This window comes from Albidovulum denitrificans (assembly GCF_002973535.1).
GTDB lineage: Bacteria > Pseudomonadota > Alphaproteobacteria > Rhodobacterales > Rhodobacteraceae > Albidovulum > Albidovulum denitrificans.
This window is the reverse complement of the sequence record NZ_PVEP01000001.1, coordinates 149,166-167,375: the sequence shown is the minus strand read 5'-3', so window position 1 is coordinate 167,375 and position 18,210 is coordinate 149,166. Positions and strand designations below refer to the sequence as shown.

General features: G+C 66.7%; 18 protein-coding genes. 9 read left to right on the top strand and 9 right to left on the bottom strand.

Annotation, left to right across the window (positions count from 1 at the left end):
• Positions 1-85: 85 nt before the first annotated feature.
• The 3 genes from guaA to LX70_RS00805 all read left to right on the top strand — a co-directional run bounded on the left by guaA (position 86) and on the right by LX70_RS00805 (position 2,875).
• A complete protein-coding gene (gene guaA / locus LX70_RS00815) occupies positions 86-1,645 on the top strand; it encodes a glutamine-hydrolyzing GMP synthase (protein WP_105512645.1) in 1,560 nt (519 codons plus the stop codon).
• Positions 1,642-2,418 (top strand): bestrophin-like domain, encoded by a 777-nt coding sequence (locus LX70_RS00810; RefSeq protein ID WP_105512644.1) that lies wholly within the window; start codon positions 1,642-1,644, stop codon positions 2,416-2,418. The genes guaA and LX70_RS00810 overlap by 4 nt, the downstream gene beginning before the upstream one ends.
• 157 nt (positions 2,419-2,575) lie before the next feature.
• Complete coding sequence (locus LX70_RS00805) at positions 2,576-2,875, top strand: putative quinol monooxygenase (protein WP_105512643.1); 300 nt, start codon at positions 2,576-2,578, stop codon at positions 2,873-2,875.
• A gap of 6 nt (positions 2,876-2,881) precedes the next feature.
• Here the strand turns inward: LX70_RS00805 and LX70_RS00800 are convergent, their stop codons facing one another.
• A complete protein-coding gene (locus LX70_RS00800; RefSeq protein WP_105512642.1) occupies positions 2,882-3,502 on the bottom strand; it encodes a lytic transglycosylase domain-containing protein in 621 nt (206 codons plus the stop codon).
• Positions 3,503-3,580: 78 nt separating this feature from the next.
• Positions 3,581-4,114, bottom strand: a complete 534-nt coding sequence (locus tag LX70_RS00795) for a helix-turn-helix transcriptional regulator (RefSeq protein WP_105512641.1) — start codon at positions 4,112-4,114, stop codon at positions 3,581-3,583.
• Between the two features lie 174 nt (positions 4,115-4,288).
• Between LX70_RS00795 and LX70_RS00790 the strand changes: the two genes are divergently transcribed.
• Positions 4,289-4,795, top strand: coding sequence for a single-stranded DNA-binding protein (locus LX70_RS00790; protein WP_105512640.1), 507 nt, complete (start codon positions 4,289-4,291; stop codon positions 4,793-4,795).
• 502 nt (positions 4,796-5,297) lie between these two features.
• On the opposite strand, the gene aroB is transcribed toward LX70_RS00790, so the two are convergent.
• Positions 5,298-6,404 (bottom strand): 3-dehydroquinate synthase, encoded by a 1,107-nt coding sequence (gene aroB, locus LX70_RS00780; RefSeq protein ID WP_105513527.1) that lies wholly within the window; start codon positions 6,402-6,404, stop codon positions 5,298-5,300.
• An 11-nt stretch (positions 6,405-6,415) separates the two neighbouring features.
• Entirely contained in the window at positions 6,416-6,958 is a 543-nt protein-coding gene (locus tag LX70_RS00775) for a shikimate kinase (protein ID WP_211301641.1), read from the bottom strand.
• A gap of 58 nt (positions 6,959-7,016) precedes the next feature.
• Here LX70_RS00775 and LX70_RS20840 point away from each other — a divergent pair, with 58 nt between their 5' ends.
• From LX70_RS20840 to LX70_RS00760, 4 genes are read left to right on the top strand one after another with little or no spacing between them, the layout of a single operon-like run.
• Positions 7,017-7,301: a hypothetical protein gene (locus tag LX70_RS20840; RefSeq protein WP_211301673.1), complete on the top strand. Its 285-nt coding sequence runs from the start codon at positions 7,017-7,019 to the stop codon at positions 7,299-7,301.
• Positions 7,302-7,347: 46 nt separating this feature from the next.
• On the top strand, positions 7,348-8,844 hold the full coding sequence (locus LX70_RS00770; protein ID WP_105512637.1) for a hypothetical protein: 1,497 nt from the start codon (positions 7,348-7,350) through the stop codon (positions 8,842-8,844).
• Between the two features lie 10 nt (positions 8,845-8,854).
• Positions 8,855-9,784, top strand: a complete 930-nt coding sequence (locus LX70_RS00765; RefSeq protein ID WP_105512636.1) for a site-specific tyrosine recombinase XerD — start codon at positions 8,855-8,857, stop codon at positions 9,782-9,784.
• A gap of 56 nt (positions 9,785-9,840) precedes the next feature.
• Positions 9,841-11,145 carry an HlyC/CorC family transporter gene (locus tag LX70_RS00760; RefSeq protein ID WP_245884886.1) on the top strand — a complete coding sequence of 435 codons (1,305 nt, stop codon included), beginning with the start codon at positions 9,841-9,843 and terminating at the stop codon, positions 11,143-11,145.
• Between the two features lie 14 nt (positions 11,146-11,159).
• Here the strand turns inward: LX70_RS00760 and LX70_RS00755 are convergent, their stop codons facing one another.
• From LX70_RS00755 to purQ, 3 genes are read right to left on the bottom strand one after another with little or no spacing between them, the layout of a single operon-like run.
• Entirely contained in the window at positions 11,160-12,491 is a 1,332-nt protein-coding gene (locus tag LX70_RS00755; RefSeq protein ID WP_105512635.1) for a sigma-54-dependent transcriptional regulator, read from the bottom strand.
• Positions 12,492-12,498: 7 nt separating this feature from the next.
• Positions 12,499-14,304 carry a sensor histidine kinase gene (locus LX70_RS00750; protein ID WP_105512634.1) on the bottom strand — a complete coding sequence of 602 codons (1,806 nt, stop codon included), beginning with the start codon at positions 14,302-14,304 and terminating at the stop codon, positions 12,499-12,501.
• A 47-nt stretch (positions 14,305-14,351) separates the two neighbouring features.
• Positions 14,352-15,020 (bottom strand): phosphoribosylformylglycinamidine synthase subunit PurQ, encoded by a 669-nt coding sequence (gene purQ / locus LX70_RS00745; protein ID WP_105512633.1) that lies wholly within the window; start codon positions 15,018-15,020, stop codon positions 14,352-14,354.
• Between the two features lie 200 nt (positions 15,021-15,220).
• Here purQ and LX70_RS00740 point away from each other — a divergent pair, with 200 nt between their 5' ends.
• The gene (locus LX70_RS00740) at positions 15,221-16,822 is read left to right on the top strand and encodes a SulP family inorganic anion transporter (protein WP_105512632.1); all 1,602 of its coding nucleotides are present in this window, start codon (positions 15,221-15,223) and stop codon (positions 16,820-16,822) included.
• Between the two features lie 96 nt (positions 16,823-16,918).
• Here LX70_RS00740 and LX70_RS00735 read toward each other — a convergent pair whose 3' ends face one another.
• Together LX70_RS00735 and purS are read right to left on the bottom strand one after the other, a co-directional pair.
• Entirely contained in the window at positions 16,919-17,962 is a 1,044-nt protein-coding gene (locus LX70_RS00735) for a zinc-dependent alcohol dehydrogenase family protein (protein ID WP_105512631.1), read from the bottom strand.
• Positions 17,962-18,201 (bottom strand): phosphoribosylformylglycinamidine synthase subunit PurS, encoded by a 240-nt coding sequence (purS, locus tag LX70_RS00730; protein WP_105512630.1) that lies wholly within the window; start codon positions 18,199-18,201, stop codon positions 17,962-17,964. The genes LX70_RS00735 and purS overlap by 1 nt, the downstream gene beginning before the upstream one ends.
• Positions 18,202-18,210: the final 9 nt, after the last annotated feature.

Sequence of the window (18,210 nt, the reverse complement as noted above, 5' to 3'; positions counted from 1 at the left end):
AAATACCTCGGGGGTGCGGGGGCGGCGCCCCCGCCCGGCACCAAAGCCGCTTGCGCAGCGCGGGCCAAAACCCTAATCCAGCGCCATGACACATGCGCATCAACGCCTTCTCATCATCGACTTCGGCAGCCAGGTCACGCAGCTTATCGCGCGGCGGTTGCGTGAGCTGAACGTCTATTGCGAAATCCATCCCTTCAACCGGGTGGATGAGGCCTTTCTGAGGGATTTCGCGCCGAAGGCCGTGATCTTCTCCGGCGGTCCGGCCTCGGTCTTTGCGGACGGCGCGCCGATGCCGCCGGCCGGCGTCTTCGACCTTGGCGTGCCGATCCTTGGCATCTGTTACGGCCAGCAGGTGATGATGCACTGCCTTGGCGGTACTGTCGAACGCGGCCATGGCACCGCCGAATTCGGCCGCGCCTATGTCACGCCGAAGGACGACCGGCTGCCGCTTCTCGACGGCTGGTTTGCCGAGGGGCGCGAACAGGTCTGGATGTCGCACGGCGATCATGTGTCGAAACTCGCCCCCGGCTTTCAGGTCTACGGCACCTCGCCCAACGCGCCTTTCGCCATCACCGCCGACACGGACCGCAACTTTTTCGCCGTCCAGTTCCACCCCGAGGTGCATCACACCCCGAAGGGTGCCAAGCTTTACGAGAATTTCGTGCGCCTTGCCGGGTTCACCGGTGACTGGACGATGGCCTCCTACAAGGACGACGCGATCGAGAAGATCCGCGCGCAGGTCGGCGACAAGCGGGTGATCTGCGGGTTGTCGGGCGGGGTCGACAGTTCCGTCGCCGCCGTCCTGATCCATGAGGCGATTGGCGATCAACTGACCTGCGTCTTCGTCGATCATGGCCTGATGCGGCTGAACGAGGCGGATGAGGTCGTCGCGATGTTCCGCGACAACTACAATATTCCGCTGATCCATGCCGATGAAAGCGATCTGTTCCTTGGCGCGCTCGAAGGGGTCGCGGACCCCGAGGTCAAGCGCAAGACCATCGGCAAGCTTTTCATCGACGTGTTTCAGCGTGAGGCGGCCGGGATCGACGGGGCAGAGTTCCTCGCCCAAGGCACACTCTACCCCGACGTCATCGAAAGCGTCAGCTTCTCTGGCGGGCCGTCGGTCACCATCAAGTCGCACCACAATGTCGGTGGCCTGCCCGAGAAGATGGGCCTGAAACTGGTCGAGCCGCTGCGCGAGCTGTTCAAGGACGAGGTCCGCGCGCTTGGCCGGGAACTTGGCCTGCCGCAAAGCTTCATCGGCCGCCACCCCTTCCCCGGCCCCGGCCTTGCGATCCGCTGCCCCGGTGAGATCACCGCCGAAAAGCTCGACATCCTGCGCCGGGCGGATGCGGTCTATATCGACCAGATCCGCAAGCATGGGCTTTACGACGAAATCTGGCAGGCCTTCGCGGCGATCCTGCCGGTCAAGACCGTGGGCGTGATGGGCGACGGGCGGACCTATGACTACGCGCTTTCCCTGCGCGCCGTGACCTCGGTCGATGGCATGACGGCGGATTACTACCCCTTCACGCATGACTTCCTCGGCGAAACCGCCACGCGGATCATCAATGAGGTGAAGGGCGTCAACCGCGTCATGTACGACGTGACGTCAAAGCCCCCCGGCACGATCGAGATGGAATGACCGACCGGCAGGAGAACGGCTGGAGCACCTATGACCACTACGCCTATGCGGCGGTGGCGGTGATCGGGACGCTGATTGCGGTGGGAATTCTCTACTGGGTCGTCGCCGCTTCGCCTTTCGCGGGCTGGCTGCGGGGCCTCGGTCCGGTCACCGGGCCGTTCCTGAACGTCGTCGGCGTGCTGTTCGGCCTGACGCTGGCCTTCCTGTCGAACGACACCTGGACCGCGCATGACCGCGCCCGCAGCGCCATCCTGCGCGAGGCGGACGCGGTGCGGGGGCTTCATATCCTTGCCTCCGGCCTGACGGGGGCAGAGGGCGCCGGGCTTCAGCGCGCGATCCGCGATTATGTCGCGGCCTCGGCGGGCGAATGGCCCGCGCTGGCGCAATGCACGACCGACCCGGCCGCGCGCAAGGCCGCCGACCGGCTTCTGGCGCTGGCGGCCGCGCCCGGCATTCCGGCCGCGCTTGGCACCGTGGTGCAGCAGCGGATGCTGGCGGAGATCACCACGATCCGCGAAAACCGCGACACGCGCATCGGCCTGAGCCGGACCCATGTGAACCCGCTGAAATGGCTCGCCATGGCGTTTCTGGGCTTCCTGACACTGGTCTCCATCGCCGTGGTCCATATCGACAGCCCTTCGGCCGCGCTGACCTCGATGGTGCTTTTCGGCCTTGCCGCCGCGCCGACGGCGGCGATCGTGCTGATCCACGGCAACCCGTTTCAGCCGCCTTCGGCGGTAAAGCCCACGCTGATCCTTGAGGCGCTGGACTGAAGCGTTTCGGGTTTCCGTTGGAAACCAGGCATCTGAATTCGAACGAAATAAAGTCGAATTCCGATGCAGGGCAAACCCGAAATGCCATAGGCGGACGGCCGCGCGGGGCCTTTCAAGGGGGCTTTCCGGCGCCCGCGCCCTGCCCTATCGTCACGGGATGGCGCGCCTGACCCTGACCGGATTCCTGATCTGCCGCAGCCTCGACGAGGCCGACCGGGTATCGGAACTTTTGCCCGAACATATCCGCCTGACGCGGGCCGAGCCCGGCTGCCTGAAGTTTGAGGTGTTCCGGTCGCAAGCCGACCCGGTGCGCTTTGCCGTCAGCGAGGTCTTTCGCGACCGCGACGCCTTTGACGCGCATCAGGCGCGCGCGGCGGCGACGATCTGGGCCAGGGGAACGGCGGGCATCCCGCGCGACTACACGATCAGCGAGGACAGGCCCGAGGGGCGCGGGTAGCGGCGGTCAACTGCCAAGGATGGCGAGGACATAGCCCTTGGTTTCGGCATAGGGCGGCACGCCGCCATGCTTCTTCACCGCCTCCGGCCCGGCATTGTAGGCGGCAAGCGCCAGCTTCCAGTCGCCGAAGCGGTCATACATCATCCGCAGATAGCGCGCCCCGCCGTTCAGGTTGTCCTGCGGGTCGGCGATGTCCACGCCCAGCCGCCGTGCGGTTTCGGGCATCAGTTGCGCAAGGCCGGTGGCCCCCTTGTGCGACACCGCCGTCGGGTTCCAGCCGCTTTCCTGCTGCACGAGGCGGACGAACAGGTCCTCCGGCACGCCATGTCTGCGCGCGGCGGCCTTCGCCACCTCAAGATAAGCGCCGCGATAGCGCCCGGTATAGGTCGGGATCGCCGTGTCGGCGGTGCCATCCTTGCCATGCGGCGTCAGCTTGACCGAGGCCGCGTATTGCGTGGCCGCGCGGCTGTCGAGAACGCGGGTCTGCTGGCGGAACTGGTCAAGGCGCGAGGTGACACCGGCGCGGGTCTTCTTCGGCAGGCTCAGCCCTTCGGCCAGCACAGGCGCAGCGTGACCCGAAACCATCAGGATCACCGTGATCGCCGCGATGTTCCGCGCAATGCGCATCCGTCCCCCAGCCCGCCGTTTCGCGGGCCGCACTATAGCCGATAATCGCGCCGATACCAGCCCCGCGGCCGCTCTGCGTCAGCCCGCCGCGCGGGCCGGTTGCGGGGCGGCGGCGATCTGGCCGTCAAGCAGTTCCTCGATCAGGATGCTGACAAGCTGACTGCGGCCGCTCACGCCTGCCTTGCGGTAGACGGAGTTGAGCTGGGTCTTGATCGTGCCTTCGGCCGATCCGCGCGTGGCGGCGATGTCCGATATGCTCTTGCCCTTGATCGCAAGTTCGGCCACCGCCGCCTCGGCCGGGGTCAGGCCCCAGTCGTCGAAATAGGCCGTCATCGCATCGCGCATCGCGCCCGAGGCGATGGTCAGGACACGTTCGGTATGGGCCTGCTGGCGCAGGATGGTGCGCAGATAGGCGGCCTCGAACACGATCGCGCCGACAAGAAGGACATTGGCCAGCGTCTCGGCCACCAGATGCCGCGACAGGGCCGAACCATAGCTGCCGTCGAGATAGTCGAACCAGACATCGACGACGAAAAACGCCGCGCAGGCCGCCTGGACCAGCATCAGGCCGATGATCACGGCCCCCTTGAGCCGTCCGCCCTGCTGCATCATCGACCCCGCTCTTTCCGCAACGCTTCACCCATCTCCCACCATCGCGCCCCGGGCGCCGCCACGCAAGGGAAACCGCCCGGCCGCTACGCGCTTTACGGGTTATTTACCACGAAGCTTCCTTGTAGACCCCCGGAAGGTTAAGAAACCGGAACAGATTCGAAGGGAGAACGATTCATGGCAGGATCGGTGAACAAGGTCATCCTGATCGGCAATCTCGGGCGCGACCCCGAGGTCCGGTCCTTCCAGAATGGCGGCAAGGTGTGCAACCTGCGCATCGCCACCTCGGAAACCTGGCGCGACCGCAATACGGGCGAGCGCAAGGAGCGGACCGAGTGGCATTCGGTCGCCATCTTCCAGGAAGGTCTGGTGAAGGTCGCCGAGCAATATCTGCGCAAGGGATCGAAGGTCTATATCGAGGGCCAGTTGCAGACCCGCAAATGGCAGGACCAGAGCGGTCAGGACCGCTATTCGACCGAGGTCGTGCTTCAGGGGTTCAACGGTACGCTGGTGATGCTCGACGGTCGCGATGGCGGCGGTTCGGGCGGCGGTGGCGGCGGTTACGAGGATGACCGCGGCGGTTATGGCGGCGGGTCCGGTGGTGGCTATGGCGGCGGCTCGGGTGGCGGCCAGCAGGGCGGCGGCGGGGGCCGCGCCGACATGGATGACGAGATCCCGTTCTGAGGGAGAGCCTTTGAAGCGGCGGGGGCGCTTATGAAGCGGCGGGGGGCCAGCCCCCCGCATCCCCCCCGGAGTATTTGGACAACGAAGAAGCAGGGGGACGTTCCTGGCGTCCTCGGGCGGCGGCTGGCCTGCCGCAATGATGAACCGAATATGAACAGCCCATATCGCGGATGTTCACCTAGGCTGTGCCACAATCAGGTCACAATCTGTAGCAGAGCCCTGCCCTTTCGCAGAATCACCGGGGGCCTGCTGCCACGAGGGAAGTGGACGGACGGCACATGGCATATCGCGACGATTTCGAAACGCACATGGCGTCATACGGATCCCGGACCGGGATGAAGGAGCGCGCGCCTTTCGTGGCCCAGGCCCGAACCGACCCGGCGGCGAGGTTTCAACCCGTCGAGGATATTCTGGCGGAACGTCAACTGTTCGACCGGATCGCCGAAGCGGCCTGATCCGCGCCGCCGCGACCTGTCGCCGCGTGATACGGTGGCGAGGCGACCTAGCGCGCCCGCAGCGCCGCTTCCAGCACAGGCTTCACGACATCCCCCGGCACATCGCTGGCCACGAACGCCTCCCCGATGCCGCGCGCGAGGATGAAGCGCAGCTTGCCGTCCACCACCTTCTTGTCCTGCGCCATCAGCGCCAGCAGGCCATCGGCATCGGGCAGATCGCCAGGAATATCGGCCAGATCGGCCTTCATCCCCATCGCCTTGAGATGGGCGCGCACGCGGCTTGGCTCTTCCTGACTGCAAAGGCCCATGCGCTGGCTCAGCTCAAACGCCAGCGCGCAGCCGATCGCCACGCCCTCACCATGCAAGAGCCGGCCGGAATAGCCGGTCGCGGTTTCGAGCGCGTGACAGAAGGTGTGGCCGAGGTTCAAAAGCGCGCGGTCGCCCTCTTCCGTCTCATCGCGTTCGACGATGCGGGCCTTCATCTCGACCGAGCGGCGGACGGCGTATTGGCGCAGCGCCAGATCGCCCGCGGCCAGCGCCGGGCCGTTGCCCTCAAGCCAGTCGAAGAAGGCGGCATCCCCCAGCAGCCCGTATTTCACCACCTCGCCATAGCCCGAGAGGAAATCGCGGGGCGTCAGCGTGCCAAGGACGCCGATGTCGGCCAGCACCAGCGCGGGCTGGTGGAAGGCGCCGATCAGGTTCTTGCCATGGGTGGAGTTGATGCCGGTCTTGCCGCCGACGGAACTGTCGACCTGCGCCAGAAGCGAGGTCGGGATCTGCACGAAGCGCACGCCCCGGCGCAGGACGGCGGCGGCAAAGCCCGCAAGATCGCCGATCACCCCGCCACCGAAGGCAATCACCACATCGCGGCGTTCGACCTTTTCCGCCAGCAGCCAGTCGACGGCGCGGGAAAACTGGTCCCAGCCCTTCGTCGCCTCCCCCGCGGGCAGGGCCAGCGCCGTCATCGCGACATCGCCAAGGCCAGCGCGGAGCGCGTCAAGGTGCAGTGCGCCCACGGTCTCATCCGTCAGAACCGCGACGCGGGGACGCTTCAGAAGCGGCGCGATCGCCTGCCCCGCGCGCTCGATCAACCCGGTGCCGATGCGCACGTCATAGCTGCGCGCGCCCAGATCGACATGGACCGTCTCACCCATCCCCGGCATCGTCACCTCACCCCCACTTCGCCATGTTCCTGCAATGCCGCGATCACCTTGGCCGCCATCTGATCGACCGTATAGGCGGCCTCGGCCTCGACCACCACGCCCGCCTCGGCATAGACCGGGGCGCGCTGATCGAGAAGCGCCGTCAGCGTCGCCTTCGGATCGGCGGTGCGCAGAAGCGGCCGGGTCGTCTTGTGTTTTACCCGGTTCCAGAGCAGTTCCAGGTCGGCCTTGAGCCAGACCGCCACGCCCTGATCCGCGATCACCGCGCGGTTGGCGGGCGCAAGAAAGGCGCCGCCGCCGGTCGACAGGATGCAGGGCGGACCGGAGAGCAGCCGGGTCAGCACCTCGCTTTCGCGGGCGCGAAAGAAGGCCTCGCCATCGCGGGCAAAGATCTCGGCCACGGTCATGTTGGCGGCGCGCTCGATCTCATCGTCGGAATCGACGAAAGGCACCGAGAGAAGCCGCGCCATGGCAGTGCCGACGGCGGTCTTGCCCGCCCCCATCATGCCCACAAGCACGACCGTTTTCTTCAGCCTGCGCCCCAACCTGCCCCTTTCCGCCCGGAAGCGGTCAGCCCGCCGCCGGGACGGCAGTCTCCTGCCAATGGTGAAACTTTCCGCCCTGAATGGCGTGAATTCGCCGGAATTGCCATATATATGTTTCCGCGAACAGCCTTTCCGGTTAGAGAAGGCAGGCGCCAAAAGCCGGGATCGGGCAGGACCCGGCAAAGACAAGAAACGGCAGGACAAGATGGTGCGCATATTCAAGTTTCTCCTCCTCCTCGCGCTCATCGCGTTCGTGGGGCTTGTGGGCTATGCTTACCTGGGCGACATGACCCCGGAGCGTAGTGACGTGACAGTGCCGGTTGATCTGAATGTGGACGATTAGGGCGGGCGGACTCTTACCGGCACTTTGTCTGACGGCGCTGCCGGTGATGGCCGAGACGGACGCCGCGCCGCTGTCGGCGATCGACTGGCTGTCGCGGTCTGTCGCCACACCCGCCGCGATGGCCAAGGGTGGCGCGGCGGTGGATGAGCCGCCGGTGACGAAAAACCCGATGCCGGGGGCGATCACCACACGCTCGCTTGACGCGCAGACGCTGGACATGATCGGGCTTTTGCCGGAACGCGCGACCGGGCTGCCGACGGGGCTTTGGGGGCGCACGCCGTCTGCCAACCTCGTCCGGCTGATCCGGGCCGAGCGGGTGGAAACGCTGCCCTCGATCCAGGCGCTGCTTTACCGGCTGATGCTGGCCGAGCTTGACCCGCCGCGCGATGCCGATGGCGATGGCGCGCTGTTCATGGCGCGGATCGACAAGCTTCTGGACCTTGGCGCGCTGGAACCGGCGCTGTCGATGCTGGAACAGGTGAACCCGCCCGAGGCAGAGCCGTTCCGGCGCTGGTTCGACATCGCCCTTCTGACCGGGCAGGAGGATCGCGCCTGCATGGTGATGCGCGAAACCCCGCAGGTCGCGCCGACCTTTCCGGCGCGCGTCTTCTGCCTGGCGCGCGGCGGCGACTGGAACGCGGCGGCGCTGTCGCTGCGCACGGGCGAAACGCTGGGCTATATCGACAACGACATGGCGCGGCTTCTGGAACATTTCCTCGACCCCGACCTGTTCGAGGGGGAGCCGGACCTGCCGCCGCCGACGCGGCCCTCGCCGCTGGTCTTCCGGCTGATGGAGGCGATCGGGCAGCCGATGTCGACGCTGTCCTTGCCGGTGGCCTTCGCGCAAGCCGATCTGCGCTCCAACGCCGGGTGGAAGACGCGGCTGGACGCGGCAGAGCGGCTGTCGCGCAGCGGGGCGATCCCGGCGAACCAGCTTTTCGGGCTTTACACAGAGAATGAGGCCTCCGCCTCGGGCGGGGTCTGGGAACGGGTCGATGCGGTAGAGCGGCTTGACGCCGCCTTGCGGGCGGGCAAGACGCAGGCGGTCGCGACCGCGCTCAATGCCGCCTGGTCGCAGATGTCGGCGGTTGAGCTTGAGGTCCCCTTTGCCGAATTGTTCGCCGACCGTCTGGGCCGCGCGGGCTTGACCGGCCCGGCCGAGGCGCTGGCCTTCCGCGTCGGACTTCTGTCGGAAAACTACGAGGCCGCCGCGCTTCGCTACACGCCCCGCACGCCCGAAGAGGCGTTTCTGGCGGGCATCGCCAAGGGCCGCAGCGACGGGCTGGCGCCGGGCGACCAGATGGGTGTCGCAGTGCAGAAGGCGTTCCTGTCCGGCGCGGCGCTGCGGCCCGATTATGTCGGCTATCTGAACGATGACCGGCTGGGCGAAGGTATCCTGAAGGCCATCGACGACGTCACCGAAGGGGCGCGCGGCGATCTGCGCGACGTCACCGGCGGATTGCGCTTTCTGCGCGAGGTCGGGCTGGAGACGACGGCACGGCGCGCGGCGCTGGAACTGCTTATCCTCGAACGACGGGGGTAGCCGGGTGGGGATGGACCGCTGGATTTCGGCCTTTCTTGAGGCGCAGGCGGCCGAACTGGGCGCGGCGCGCAACACGCTGCTGGCCTATGGCCGCGATCTGAAGGATTTCGCGGGCTGGCTGGGCGGGCGCAAGCGCGACTTTACCGATGCGGCCCGCGCCGATGTCGAGGATTACATCGTCTCCTGCGAGGCCGACGGGCTGTCACCCGCCACCCGCGCCCGCCGCCTGTCGGCCATCCGCCAGCTCTACCGTTTCGCCTATGACGAGGGCTGGCGCGCCGACAACCCCGCGATTCAGGTCGCCGGTCCGGCCAAGGCAAAGCGCCTGCCGAAGATCCTGAGCGAGGCGGAGGTCGACGCGCTGCTGGCCGCCGCGCGCGACAGCGGGCGCAATCCGGTGGAACGCGCGCGCAATCTCTGCCTGATGGAACTGCTCTACGCGACCGGGATGCGGGTGAGCGAGCTGGTCGGCCTGCCGGTCACGGCGGCGCGGGGCGATCCGCGGATGCTGCTGGTCAAGGGCAAGGGTGGCAAGGAACGCATGGTGCCGCTGTCGCCCCCGGCGCGCGAGGCGCTGGCGGCATGGCTGACGATCCGCGACAGGGCCGAGGAAGAGGCCCGCAAGACGGTCAAGGCGCCGCCGGGCAAGCACCTTTTTCCCGCGCGCGGGGCCGCCGGCCACATGACGCGGCAGGCGTTTCACGGGCTTCTCAAAGACCTCGCCATCGCCGCCGGGATATCCCCCGCCAAGGTCACGCCGCATGTCCTGCGCCATGCCTTTGCCACCCACCTTCTGGCCGGCGGCGCCGATCTGCGCGCGATCCAGACCATGCTGGGCCATGCCGATATCTCCACGACCGAGATCTATACCCATGTCCTTGATGAACGGCTGAAGGCCCTTGTTCTGACGCATCACCCGCTGGCGCGTGACGACGGCTGACTTGCGACCTGGGCCACCGCACCCCATAACGGACGAAACCCAAGGGATTTTCCGCCATGTCCTGGCTTGAGATGCTCGATTCCACCTTCTGGATCACCACCGCGGCGATCCTGTGCCTTTTGCTGCTGTCGGCCTTCTTCTCCGGCTCGGAGACGGCGCTGACGGCGGCATCGCGGGGCAAGCTGCGCGCACAGGCCGACAAGGGCAGCGGCGGGGCGGAGCGGGCGCTGAAGGTGACAGAGGACGGCGAAAAGCTGATCGGGGCGATCCTGCTGGGCAACAACGTCGCCAATATCCTGTCCGCCTCTCTCGCCACAGCGCTTCTGTCGCGGCTTTTCGGGGCGAACGGGGTGGCCATCGCGACGCTGGTGATGACGACGCTGGTCCTGATCTTCGCCGAGGTGCTGCCAAAGACCTATGCCATCACCGCCCCCGAAACCGCCGCCGCCCGCGTCGCCCGCCCGATCGGCTGGCTGATCGCGGCGCTGTCGCCGATCGTGGCGCTGGTGCGCCTTCTCGTGCGCGGCCTGCTGATGCTGTTCGGCGTGCGCACCGATCCCGACAGCCATGTCCTGTCGCTGCGCGAGGAAATCGTCGGCGCGCTGTCGCTGGGCCATTCCGAAGGCACGATGCAGAAAGAGGACCGCGACCGGCTTCTGGGCGCGCTCGACCTGTCGGACCGCACCGTCGAAGAGATCATGACCCACCGCAGCAAGATCGCGATGATCGACGCCGACGCCCCGCCCGACCGCGTCTTGTCCGAGGTTCTGGCCTCCCCCCATACCCGCCTGCCGCTGTACCGGGGGGAGCGGGAAAACATCGTCGGCATCATCCATGCCAAGGACCTTTTGCGCGCCACCGAACGGTTCCTGCGCAGCGGCGACGGCAAGCTCGATTCCGTCTCGGACCTCGACATTCTCAGCGTGGCCAAGAAGCCCTATTTCGTCCCCGAGACCACGCCTCTGGACGAACAGATGCGCGAATTCCTGAAACGCCGCACCCATTTCGCCCTTGTGGTTGACGAATATGGCGACCTGCGCGGCCTTATCACGCTTGAGGACATCATCGAGGAGATCGTGGGCGAGATCACCGATGAATTCGACATCGACGCGGAACACCCGCTGAAACGCGGCGAAGGCGGCGATTTCATCCTCGACGGCGGCATGACGATCCGCGATTTCAACCGCGCGACGGAATACAGCCTGCCCGACGATGAGGCCAACACCGTCGCCGGCCTCGTCATCCACGAGGCGCAGATGATCCCGAACGAAGGCCAGGTCTTTTCCTTCCACGGCTTCCGGTTCGAGATCCTGCAACGCAAGGACAACCGCATCACGCGGCTGAAGGTGCGGCCTCTTTAACGGCCGTCGGGCGATCAGAGATAATCGGCGCGCTGAAGGCCGTATTTCGCCATCTTCTCGTTCAGGGTCCGGCGCGGCAGGCAAAGTTCGTCCATCACCGCCGTGATCGACCCCTTGTGGCGCCGCATCGTGTTGTCGATCAGCATCTTCTCGAAGCTTTCGACATAGTCCTTCAGCGGCTTGCCCTCGGTCGTGATCGTCGGCCCGGCCTCTTCGTTCTCCGCCATCAGAAGCGAAGCGATGGAGCCGGAACCGCGGCGGTTTTGCAGCACCGCGCGTTCGGCCACGTTGATAAGCTGGCGGACATTGCCCGGCCAGGGCGCCTGCAACAGCTGCGCCGCCTCCTGCGCCGTGACCTGCGGCGCGTCACAGCCGTATTCCTCGGCGAACTGTTCGCCCAGACGGGTGAAGAGCGTCAGGATATCCTCGCCCCGCGCGCGCAGCGGCGGAAGGGTGATCTTCAGCGCGGCAAGGCGGTAGTAAAGGTCGGGACGCAACGCGTCCTCGACCGTGTGGCCCTGTTCGTGATCGTTGCAGATCGCGATGATGCGGGTTTCGGCGGGCGTCCCCTGATCGTTGATGAAGGTCAGAAGCCGGGCCTGAAGCGCATGGCTCAGCGCCTCCACATCCTCAAGCACCAGCGTGCCGCCACGCGCCTCTTCCACCAGGGGCACCTGCCCGCCCTCTTCCATCGGGCCGAACAGGCGGGTTCCCAGCATATCCTCGGCAAAGGCCGCGCAGGAGACGACGACGAATTTCTTGCTGGCGCGGGGGCCTACGGCATGAAGCGCATGGGCGACCAGCGTCTTGCCGGTCCCCGTCTCGCCGTCGATCAGGACGTGACCGTCGGCCTGGCCGAGGTCGAGGATATCCTCGCGCAGCCGTTCCATCGCCGGGGAATTGCCGATGAGCTTTTTCATCAGCGTCGATCCGTCGGCCAGTTCCTTGCGCAGCGCCCGGTTGTCCAGCGTCATACGCCGCGTCTGGCTGGCGCGTTTGGCAAGTTCCGTCATGCGGTCGGGGTTGAAGGGCTTTTCGAGGAAATCGAAGGCGCCGACGCGCATCGCCTCGACCGCCATCGGCACATCGCCATGGCCGGTGATCATGATGACGGGCAGGCCGCCATCCACGCTCATCAACCGCTTGAGAAAGGCCATGCCGTCCATGCCGGGCATCTTGATGTCGCTGACCACGACGCCGGGATAATCCGCGCCGATGGATTTCAGCGCTTCCTCGGCACTGGCATAGGTTTCGGTATCGAAACCGGAGAGCGCCAGCCACTGGCTGATGGATTGCCGCATGTCCTGTTCGTCGTCGACGATCGCCACTTTCATGGATCGCGCCATGGTCACCTCATTCCGCTGCTTGCGAACGTGCGTTCAATATGGGGAGTTGTACTTCGAATACAGCCCCCCCGTCCGGCGCGTTGCGCGCCGTCAGACGTCCGCCAAAGTCCTTCACGATCCCGGAAGAGATGGCAAGGCCAAGGCCCACCCCCTCGCCCGGCTTCTTGGTCGTGTAGAACGGTTCAAAAAGATTATCGAGATCGGTGATCCCGTGGCCGTTGTCGCGCACGGTCAGCATCGCGGTTTCACCGGCCGACAGGAGGATGTCGATGGTCGGGTCATTGACCTCTTTCGTGGCGTCGAGCGCGTTGCGCAACAGGTTGATGATCACCTGTTCCAGCCGCACCCTGTCGGCCTGCACCATCACCGGCACCTTGGGCAGCGTGCGGGAGATACGCACCGACCGGGTCCTGAGCGTGGGTTCCATCATCGACAGGGCCGAGGACAAACACGCCCTGAAATCAATGGGTTCGAAGGCCTCACCGCCCTTGCGCGCATAGCTTTTCAACTGCCGCGTGATCGCGCCCATGCGTTCAATCAGGTCGTCGATGCGCTGGAACGAGGACAGCGCCTCTTCCGGCCTGCGCCGTTGCAGCAAAAGCCGCGCGCCCGCCAGATAGGTCTTCATCGCGGCAAGCGGCTGGTTCAGTTCATGGCTGACGGCGGCCGACATTTCCCCCAACGCGGCGAGTTTGGAGGACTGCGCCAGCGTCTGTTCGGCGACGGCGAGGTCCTTTTGCACCTTCTCACGCTCGGCGATTTCCCGCTGGAGGCGGATGTTGAGCTGGCGCAGTTCCGCCGACTCCTTGCGGAAGACGGCCGACTGGCGCCGGGCGCGGCGGGAGAGGAGGTAGAAGATCAGCGCCAGAAGGACGGCGAAGCCCATGATCTCAAGCGCCAGCACCGCGTTCACCTTGTCGCGGATCGAGGCATAGGTGGTGAAGCTGACCAGCCGCCAGCCCCGGAACGGGATGCGCGCCTCGTTGCGGATCACCGCCTCGCCGCCGACATAGGCGTCGGGCGACCGCGCGGTCCAGTCCGAGGTCGCCTGCAAGGCGCGTTCCAGCGCCGTGGGGGCGGGCGCGGCCGACAGCGCCTCGGTCAGCATCTTGCCGCGCCAGCGGGGTTCGGTCGACAGGATCACCCTGCCCTCGCTGTCGAGGATCGCGACCGCATCGGCGATACCACTTAGCACACGCTCAAACTTCGACAGTTCCGCGCCGACGATGATCACGCCCGCCAGCTTGTTGTCCGACAGCACCGCGCGGGAATAGGTAAAGTCATAGGCGCCGGTCTTGCCCTCGGTCGCGGTAAAGACGGTGTCTTTCGACCGCACGGCCTCGATAAACGCGGGCCGCTGCGCAAGGCTTGAGGACAGTTGCGTCCGGTCCGTCGCCGCCACGATCCGGCCGCTGGCATCCAGAAGCATGATCGTCGCCGCGCCGATTTCGGACTGGGCCGAGATCAGGCGCTGCGAGGTCGCGGAATAGTCGCCGCTGTTGAGCGAAGAGATCAGCGCCGGGTCGCGCGCCAGAAGAAGCGGCACGACAGAGTTGCGCTGCAACTCGCTCATCACGTTGCCGGTGAAAAGCGCAAGGCGCACATCGGCGCGGTTGCGCGTGGTTTCGGTGAAACGGTCGGTCAGAAGCGCGTTGGTGGTCCAGACGACGGCCACGGCGCCAGCGATGAACGCCAGGATGATCAGCCTGATCCACCACGGGCTGCGGATCGCCAGAAACGCCCGGCCACGCCCCGCGGGCGCGTCCTCCGCCGCCGGGGCGGTGGTGTCGGTGTCGGTCGTATCCTCAGCCATCCGCGCGATTTTATGCCGGTGCGGGGCCTGTCACAAGTGATTGTGGATCAGGCCGCCGCCATCGCCGAGATGAGCGAGCGGAAAAGCACCGAGCCATCGGCGCCGCCCTGCGCATCCTCGATCACGCGCTCCGGGTGGGGCATCATCCCCAGAACCCGGCGGTTGGCCGACAGGACGCCCGCGATATCGGCGGTGGAACCATTGGGGTTCTCGGCATAGGTGAAGGCGATCCGGTCCTCATCCTTCAGGCGGGCCAGCCCGTCCGCGTCGATGGTATAGTTGCCGTCGTGATGGGCGACGGGGATGCGGACCCGGTCGCCCTTCGCCCAGCCGTTCGTATAGGCGCTGTCGCGGGTCGCAACGGTCAGGGTCACGGTCTTGCAGACGAATTTCAGCCCCGCATTGCGCATCAGCGCACCCGGCAGCAGGCCGGTTTCAGTCAGGACCTGAAAGCCGTTGCAGATGCCAAGGACATAGCCGCCCCGGTCGGCATGGGCCTTGATCGCCGCGGCGACGGGGGATTGCGCGGCGATGGCGCCGCAGCGCAGGTAATCGCCAAAGGAAAAGCCGCCGGGAATGGCGACGATGTCGGTGCCGTCGGGCAGGCCCGCGTCCTTGTGCCAGACCCGCGTGACGGTGGCGCCCGCCTTGTCGAAGGCGACGGCAAGGTCGCGGTCGCAGTTCGATCCGGGAAAGGTGATGACGGCAGCTTTCATGGGCTCAGGCTCCGTTTTGATCGCGCGGGGGCTTGCTGCCCCGGCCCATAGCGCAAAGCGCGCCCGCGTGCCAGATGCGAGAGCGGCTGGGCCGAGGAATTTATACCCCGGCCGGAAAATTCCGCCCCGAAGGGTTCCGTTTCCCGCCCGCTGCCGCTAAACGCCTGCCCTGCGAACAGACCCTGCCCCAAGGATTGCCAATGACCCGCTCCGCGCTCGCGGCCTTTGCCGCTGCCGTGTCGCCCGCCCATGCGCCCGCCTTCCCGACCTCGGCCAGCCAGGTGAAGACCGAACTTCTGTCGGGCCTGACCGTGGCGCTGGCGCTGGTGCCAGAGGCGGTCGCCTTCGCCTTTGTCGCGGACGTTCACCCGCTGATCGGGCTTTACGCGGCCTTCATCGTGGGGCTTGTGACCGCGCTGATCGGCGGGCGGCCGGGGATGATCTCCGGCGCGACCGGGGCGCTGGCGGTGGTGATGGTCAGCCTCGTGGCGGCGCACGGGGTCGAATACCTCTTTGCCACCGTGGTGCTGATGGGGCTGATCCAGATCGCGGCGGGGGTGCTGAAACTGGGCAAGTTCATCCGGCTGGTGCCGCATCCGGTGATGCTGGGCTTCGTCAACGGGCTGGCCATCGTGATCGGCCTGGCGCAGTTGGAGCAGTTCCGGGTGCCGGATGGCGCGGGCGGGCATCACTGGATGACCGGCTGGCCGCTGGTCACGATGCTGGCGCTGGTTGCGGCCACGATGGCGATCATCTGGGTCATGCCGCGCATCACGCGGGCCATCCCGGCGCCCCTGGCCGGGATCGGCATCATCGCGGCGCTGGTGATCGGGTTCGGGATCGAGGTGCCGCGCGTGGGCGATCTTGCCTCGATCAAGGGGGGATTGCCTGTCTTTCATGTCCCCTCCGTTCCGCTGAGCTTCGAGACCTTGAAGATCATCCTGCCCTATTCGGTGATCCTGGCCGCGATCGGATTGATCGAGAGCCTACTGACGCTGAACCTTGTCGGCGAGATTACCGGCAAGCGCGGCGGGGCCAGTCAGGAATGCGTGGCGCAGGGGGTTGCGAATACGGTGACCGGGTTCTTCGGCGGCATGGGCGGCTGTGCGATGATCGGGCAGTCGATGATCAACGTCTCCTCCGGCGGGCGGACACGGCTGGCGGCCGTCGCGGCGGCGCTATTCCTTTTGTCCTTCATCCTCTTCGCCTCCCCCCTGATCGAGCAGATCCCGCTGGCAGCACTGGTGGGCGTGATGTTCATGGTGGTGATCGGCACCTTCGCCTGGCAGTCGTTCCGCGTGCTGCGCAAGGTGCCGCGCGTCGATGCGGTGGTGATCGTGCTGGTGACCGCGATCACGGTCGCGACCGATCTGGCGACGGCGGTGGTCGCGGGGGTCATCGTCTCGGCCCTCGCCTATGCCTGGCAGAACGCAAGGCGCATCCATGCGCGGATCGAGACGGGCGAGGACGGCGCCAAGGTCTACCGGATCGAGGGGCCGCTGTTCTTCGGCTCCACCGACGGGTTTGCCGAGCTGTTCACGCCCGAGGCGGACCCCGCCCGCGTCATCGTCGATTTCGCCGAAAGCCGCGTCGCCGACCAATCCGCGCTGGCCGCGATCGAGACGCTGGCGGCGCGGTATGAGGCATTGGGCAAGGTGTTGACCCTGCGCCACCTGAGCCGGGATTGCCACCGGCTTCTGAACCGCGCCGGGCAGTTGATGGTCGATAGCGCCGATGACCCCGATTACGGGATCGCCGTCGATTACGGGGTCAGGACCGGGACCTTTGGCGGCGCGCATTGAGGCGGGGGGAGGACCGGGGCCGGCCGTCGTCCATTGGGCTTGAACCAATGGCGCCCAAAGGACGACCCCCGGAGTATTTGCGCAACGAAGAAGCCGTTACGCCGTGAAATCGGTGATGACGGCGATGCCCGGCGGCGCGGGGCGGTCGAAGGCGGCAAGCTCGGCGGAGGCGTCGGAAAGCGCCACGCGCCGCGCGATCAGCGGGGTGAGATCGACCCTTCCCCCCTCGATCAGGTTCAAAAGGCTCGGGTAGCGCCAGGCGGGCATGCCGCGGGTGCCGAAAAGGGCAAGCTGGCCGGAATAGACCGCATCCATCGGCAGGGGCATGGTCACATGCGGCCCGGCAGGCATGCCGATCTGCACCATGCGGCCAAGCTTCCTCAGCGATTTCAGCGCGGCGGCGGTGGTCTCGGCGATCCCCAGCGCCTCAACCGCGACATGGGCGCCGCCGCCGGTCAGATCGCGGATCGCTTCGGGCGCGTCGGTTTTGGCGGCGTTCACGGTGGCATCGGCGCCGTGGGCCTTGGCATGGGCCAGCTTTTCGTCGACCACATCGACCATCACCACCCGCGCGCCGATGGCCTTGGCCAGGAGAAGCGCCGACAGGCCGATGCCGCCGGAGCCGAAGACGGCAAGCCATTCGCCGGGTTTCAGCGCCGCGCGGTCGGTCAGCGCATGCCAGGCGGTCGTGACGCGGCAGCCAAGGGCGGCGGCAAGCGCGGGGTCCATCGTCGCGGGCAGCGCGGTCAGGTTGTGATCGGCGCGCGGCACCGCGATCCGTTCGGCGAAGGCGCCTGGATGGGTGAAGCCGGGGATCACCTGCGTCGGGCAGGTCGTCTGGTGACCGGCGGCGCAGGCGGGGCATTGGCCGCAGGCGAGGATGAAGGGCGCGATGACCCGGTCGCCTGCCGTCCAGCGGGTGACGCGGGCGCCCACGGCCAGCACCTCGCCGCAGAATTCGTGGCCGGGGATATGGGGCAGCGCCACATCGGGATCGGCCCCGCTCCACGCATGCCAGTCGGACCGGCAGACGCCGCAGGCCAGCACCTTCAGGACGACGCCGTCCGCGGGGCAGTCCGGGTCGGGAACGGTGGTAAGATCAAGCGGCGCGCGGTAGCCCGTCAGGACCGCGGCGCGCATCAGGCGATCTCGACGCTGTATTTCTCGATCACGGTATTGGCGAGCAGCTTTTCGCACATCGCCTTCACCTCGGCCTCGGCGGCGGCCCGGTCGGTGGCGGCGAGGTCAAGCTCGATCACCTTGCCCTGGCGCACGCCTTCCACCCCGGCGAAGCCGAGCGTGCCGAGCGCGTGTTTCACCGCCTCGCCCTGCGGGTCGAGAACGCCATCCTTCAGCATGACATGGACACGGGCTTTCATCGCATCACG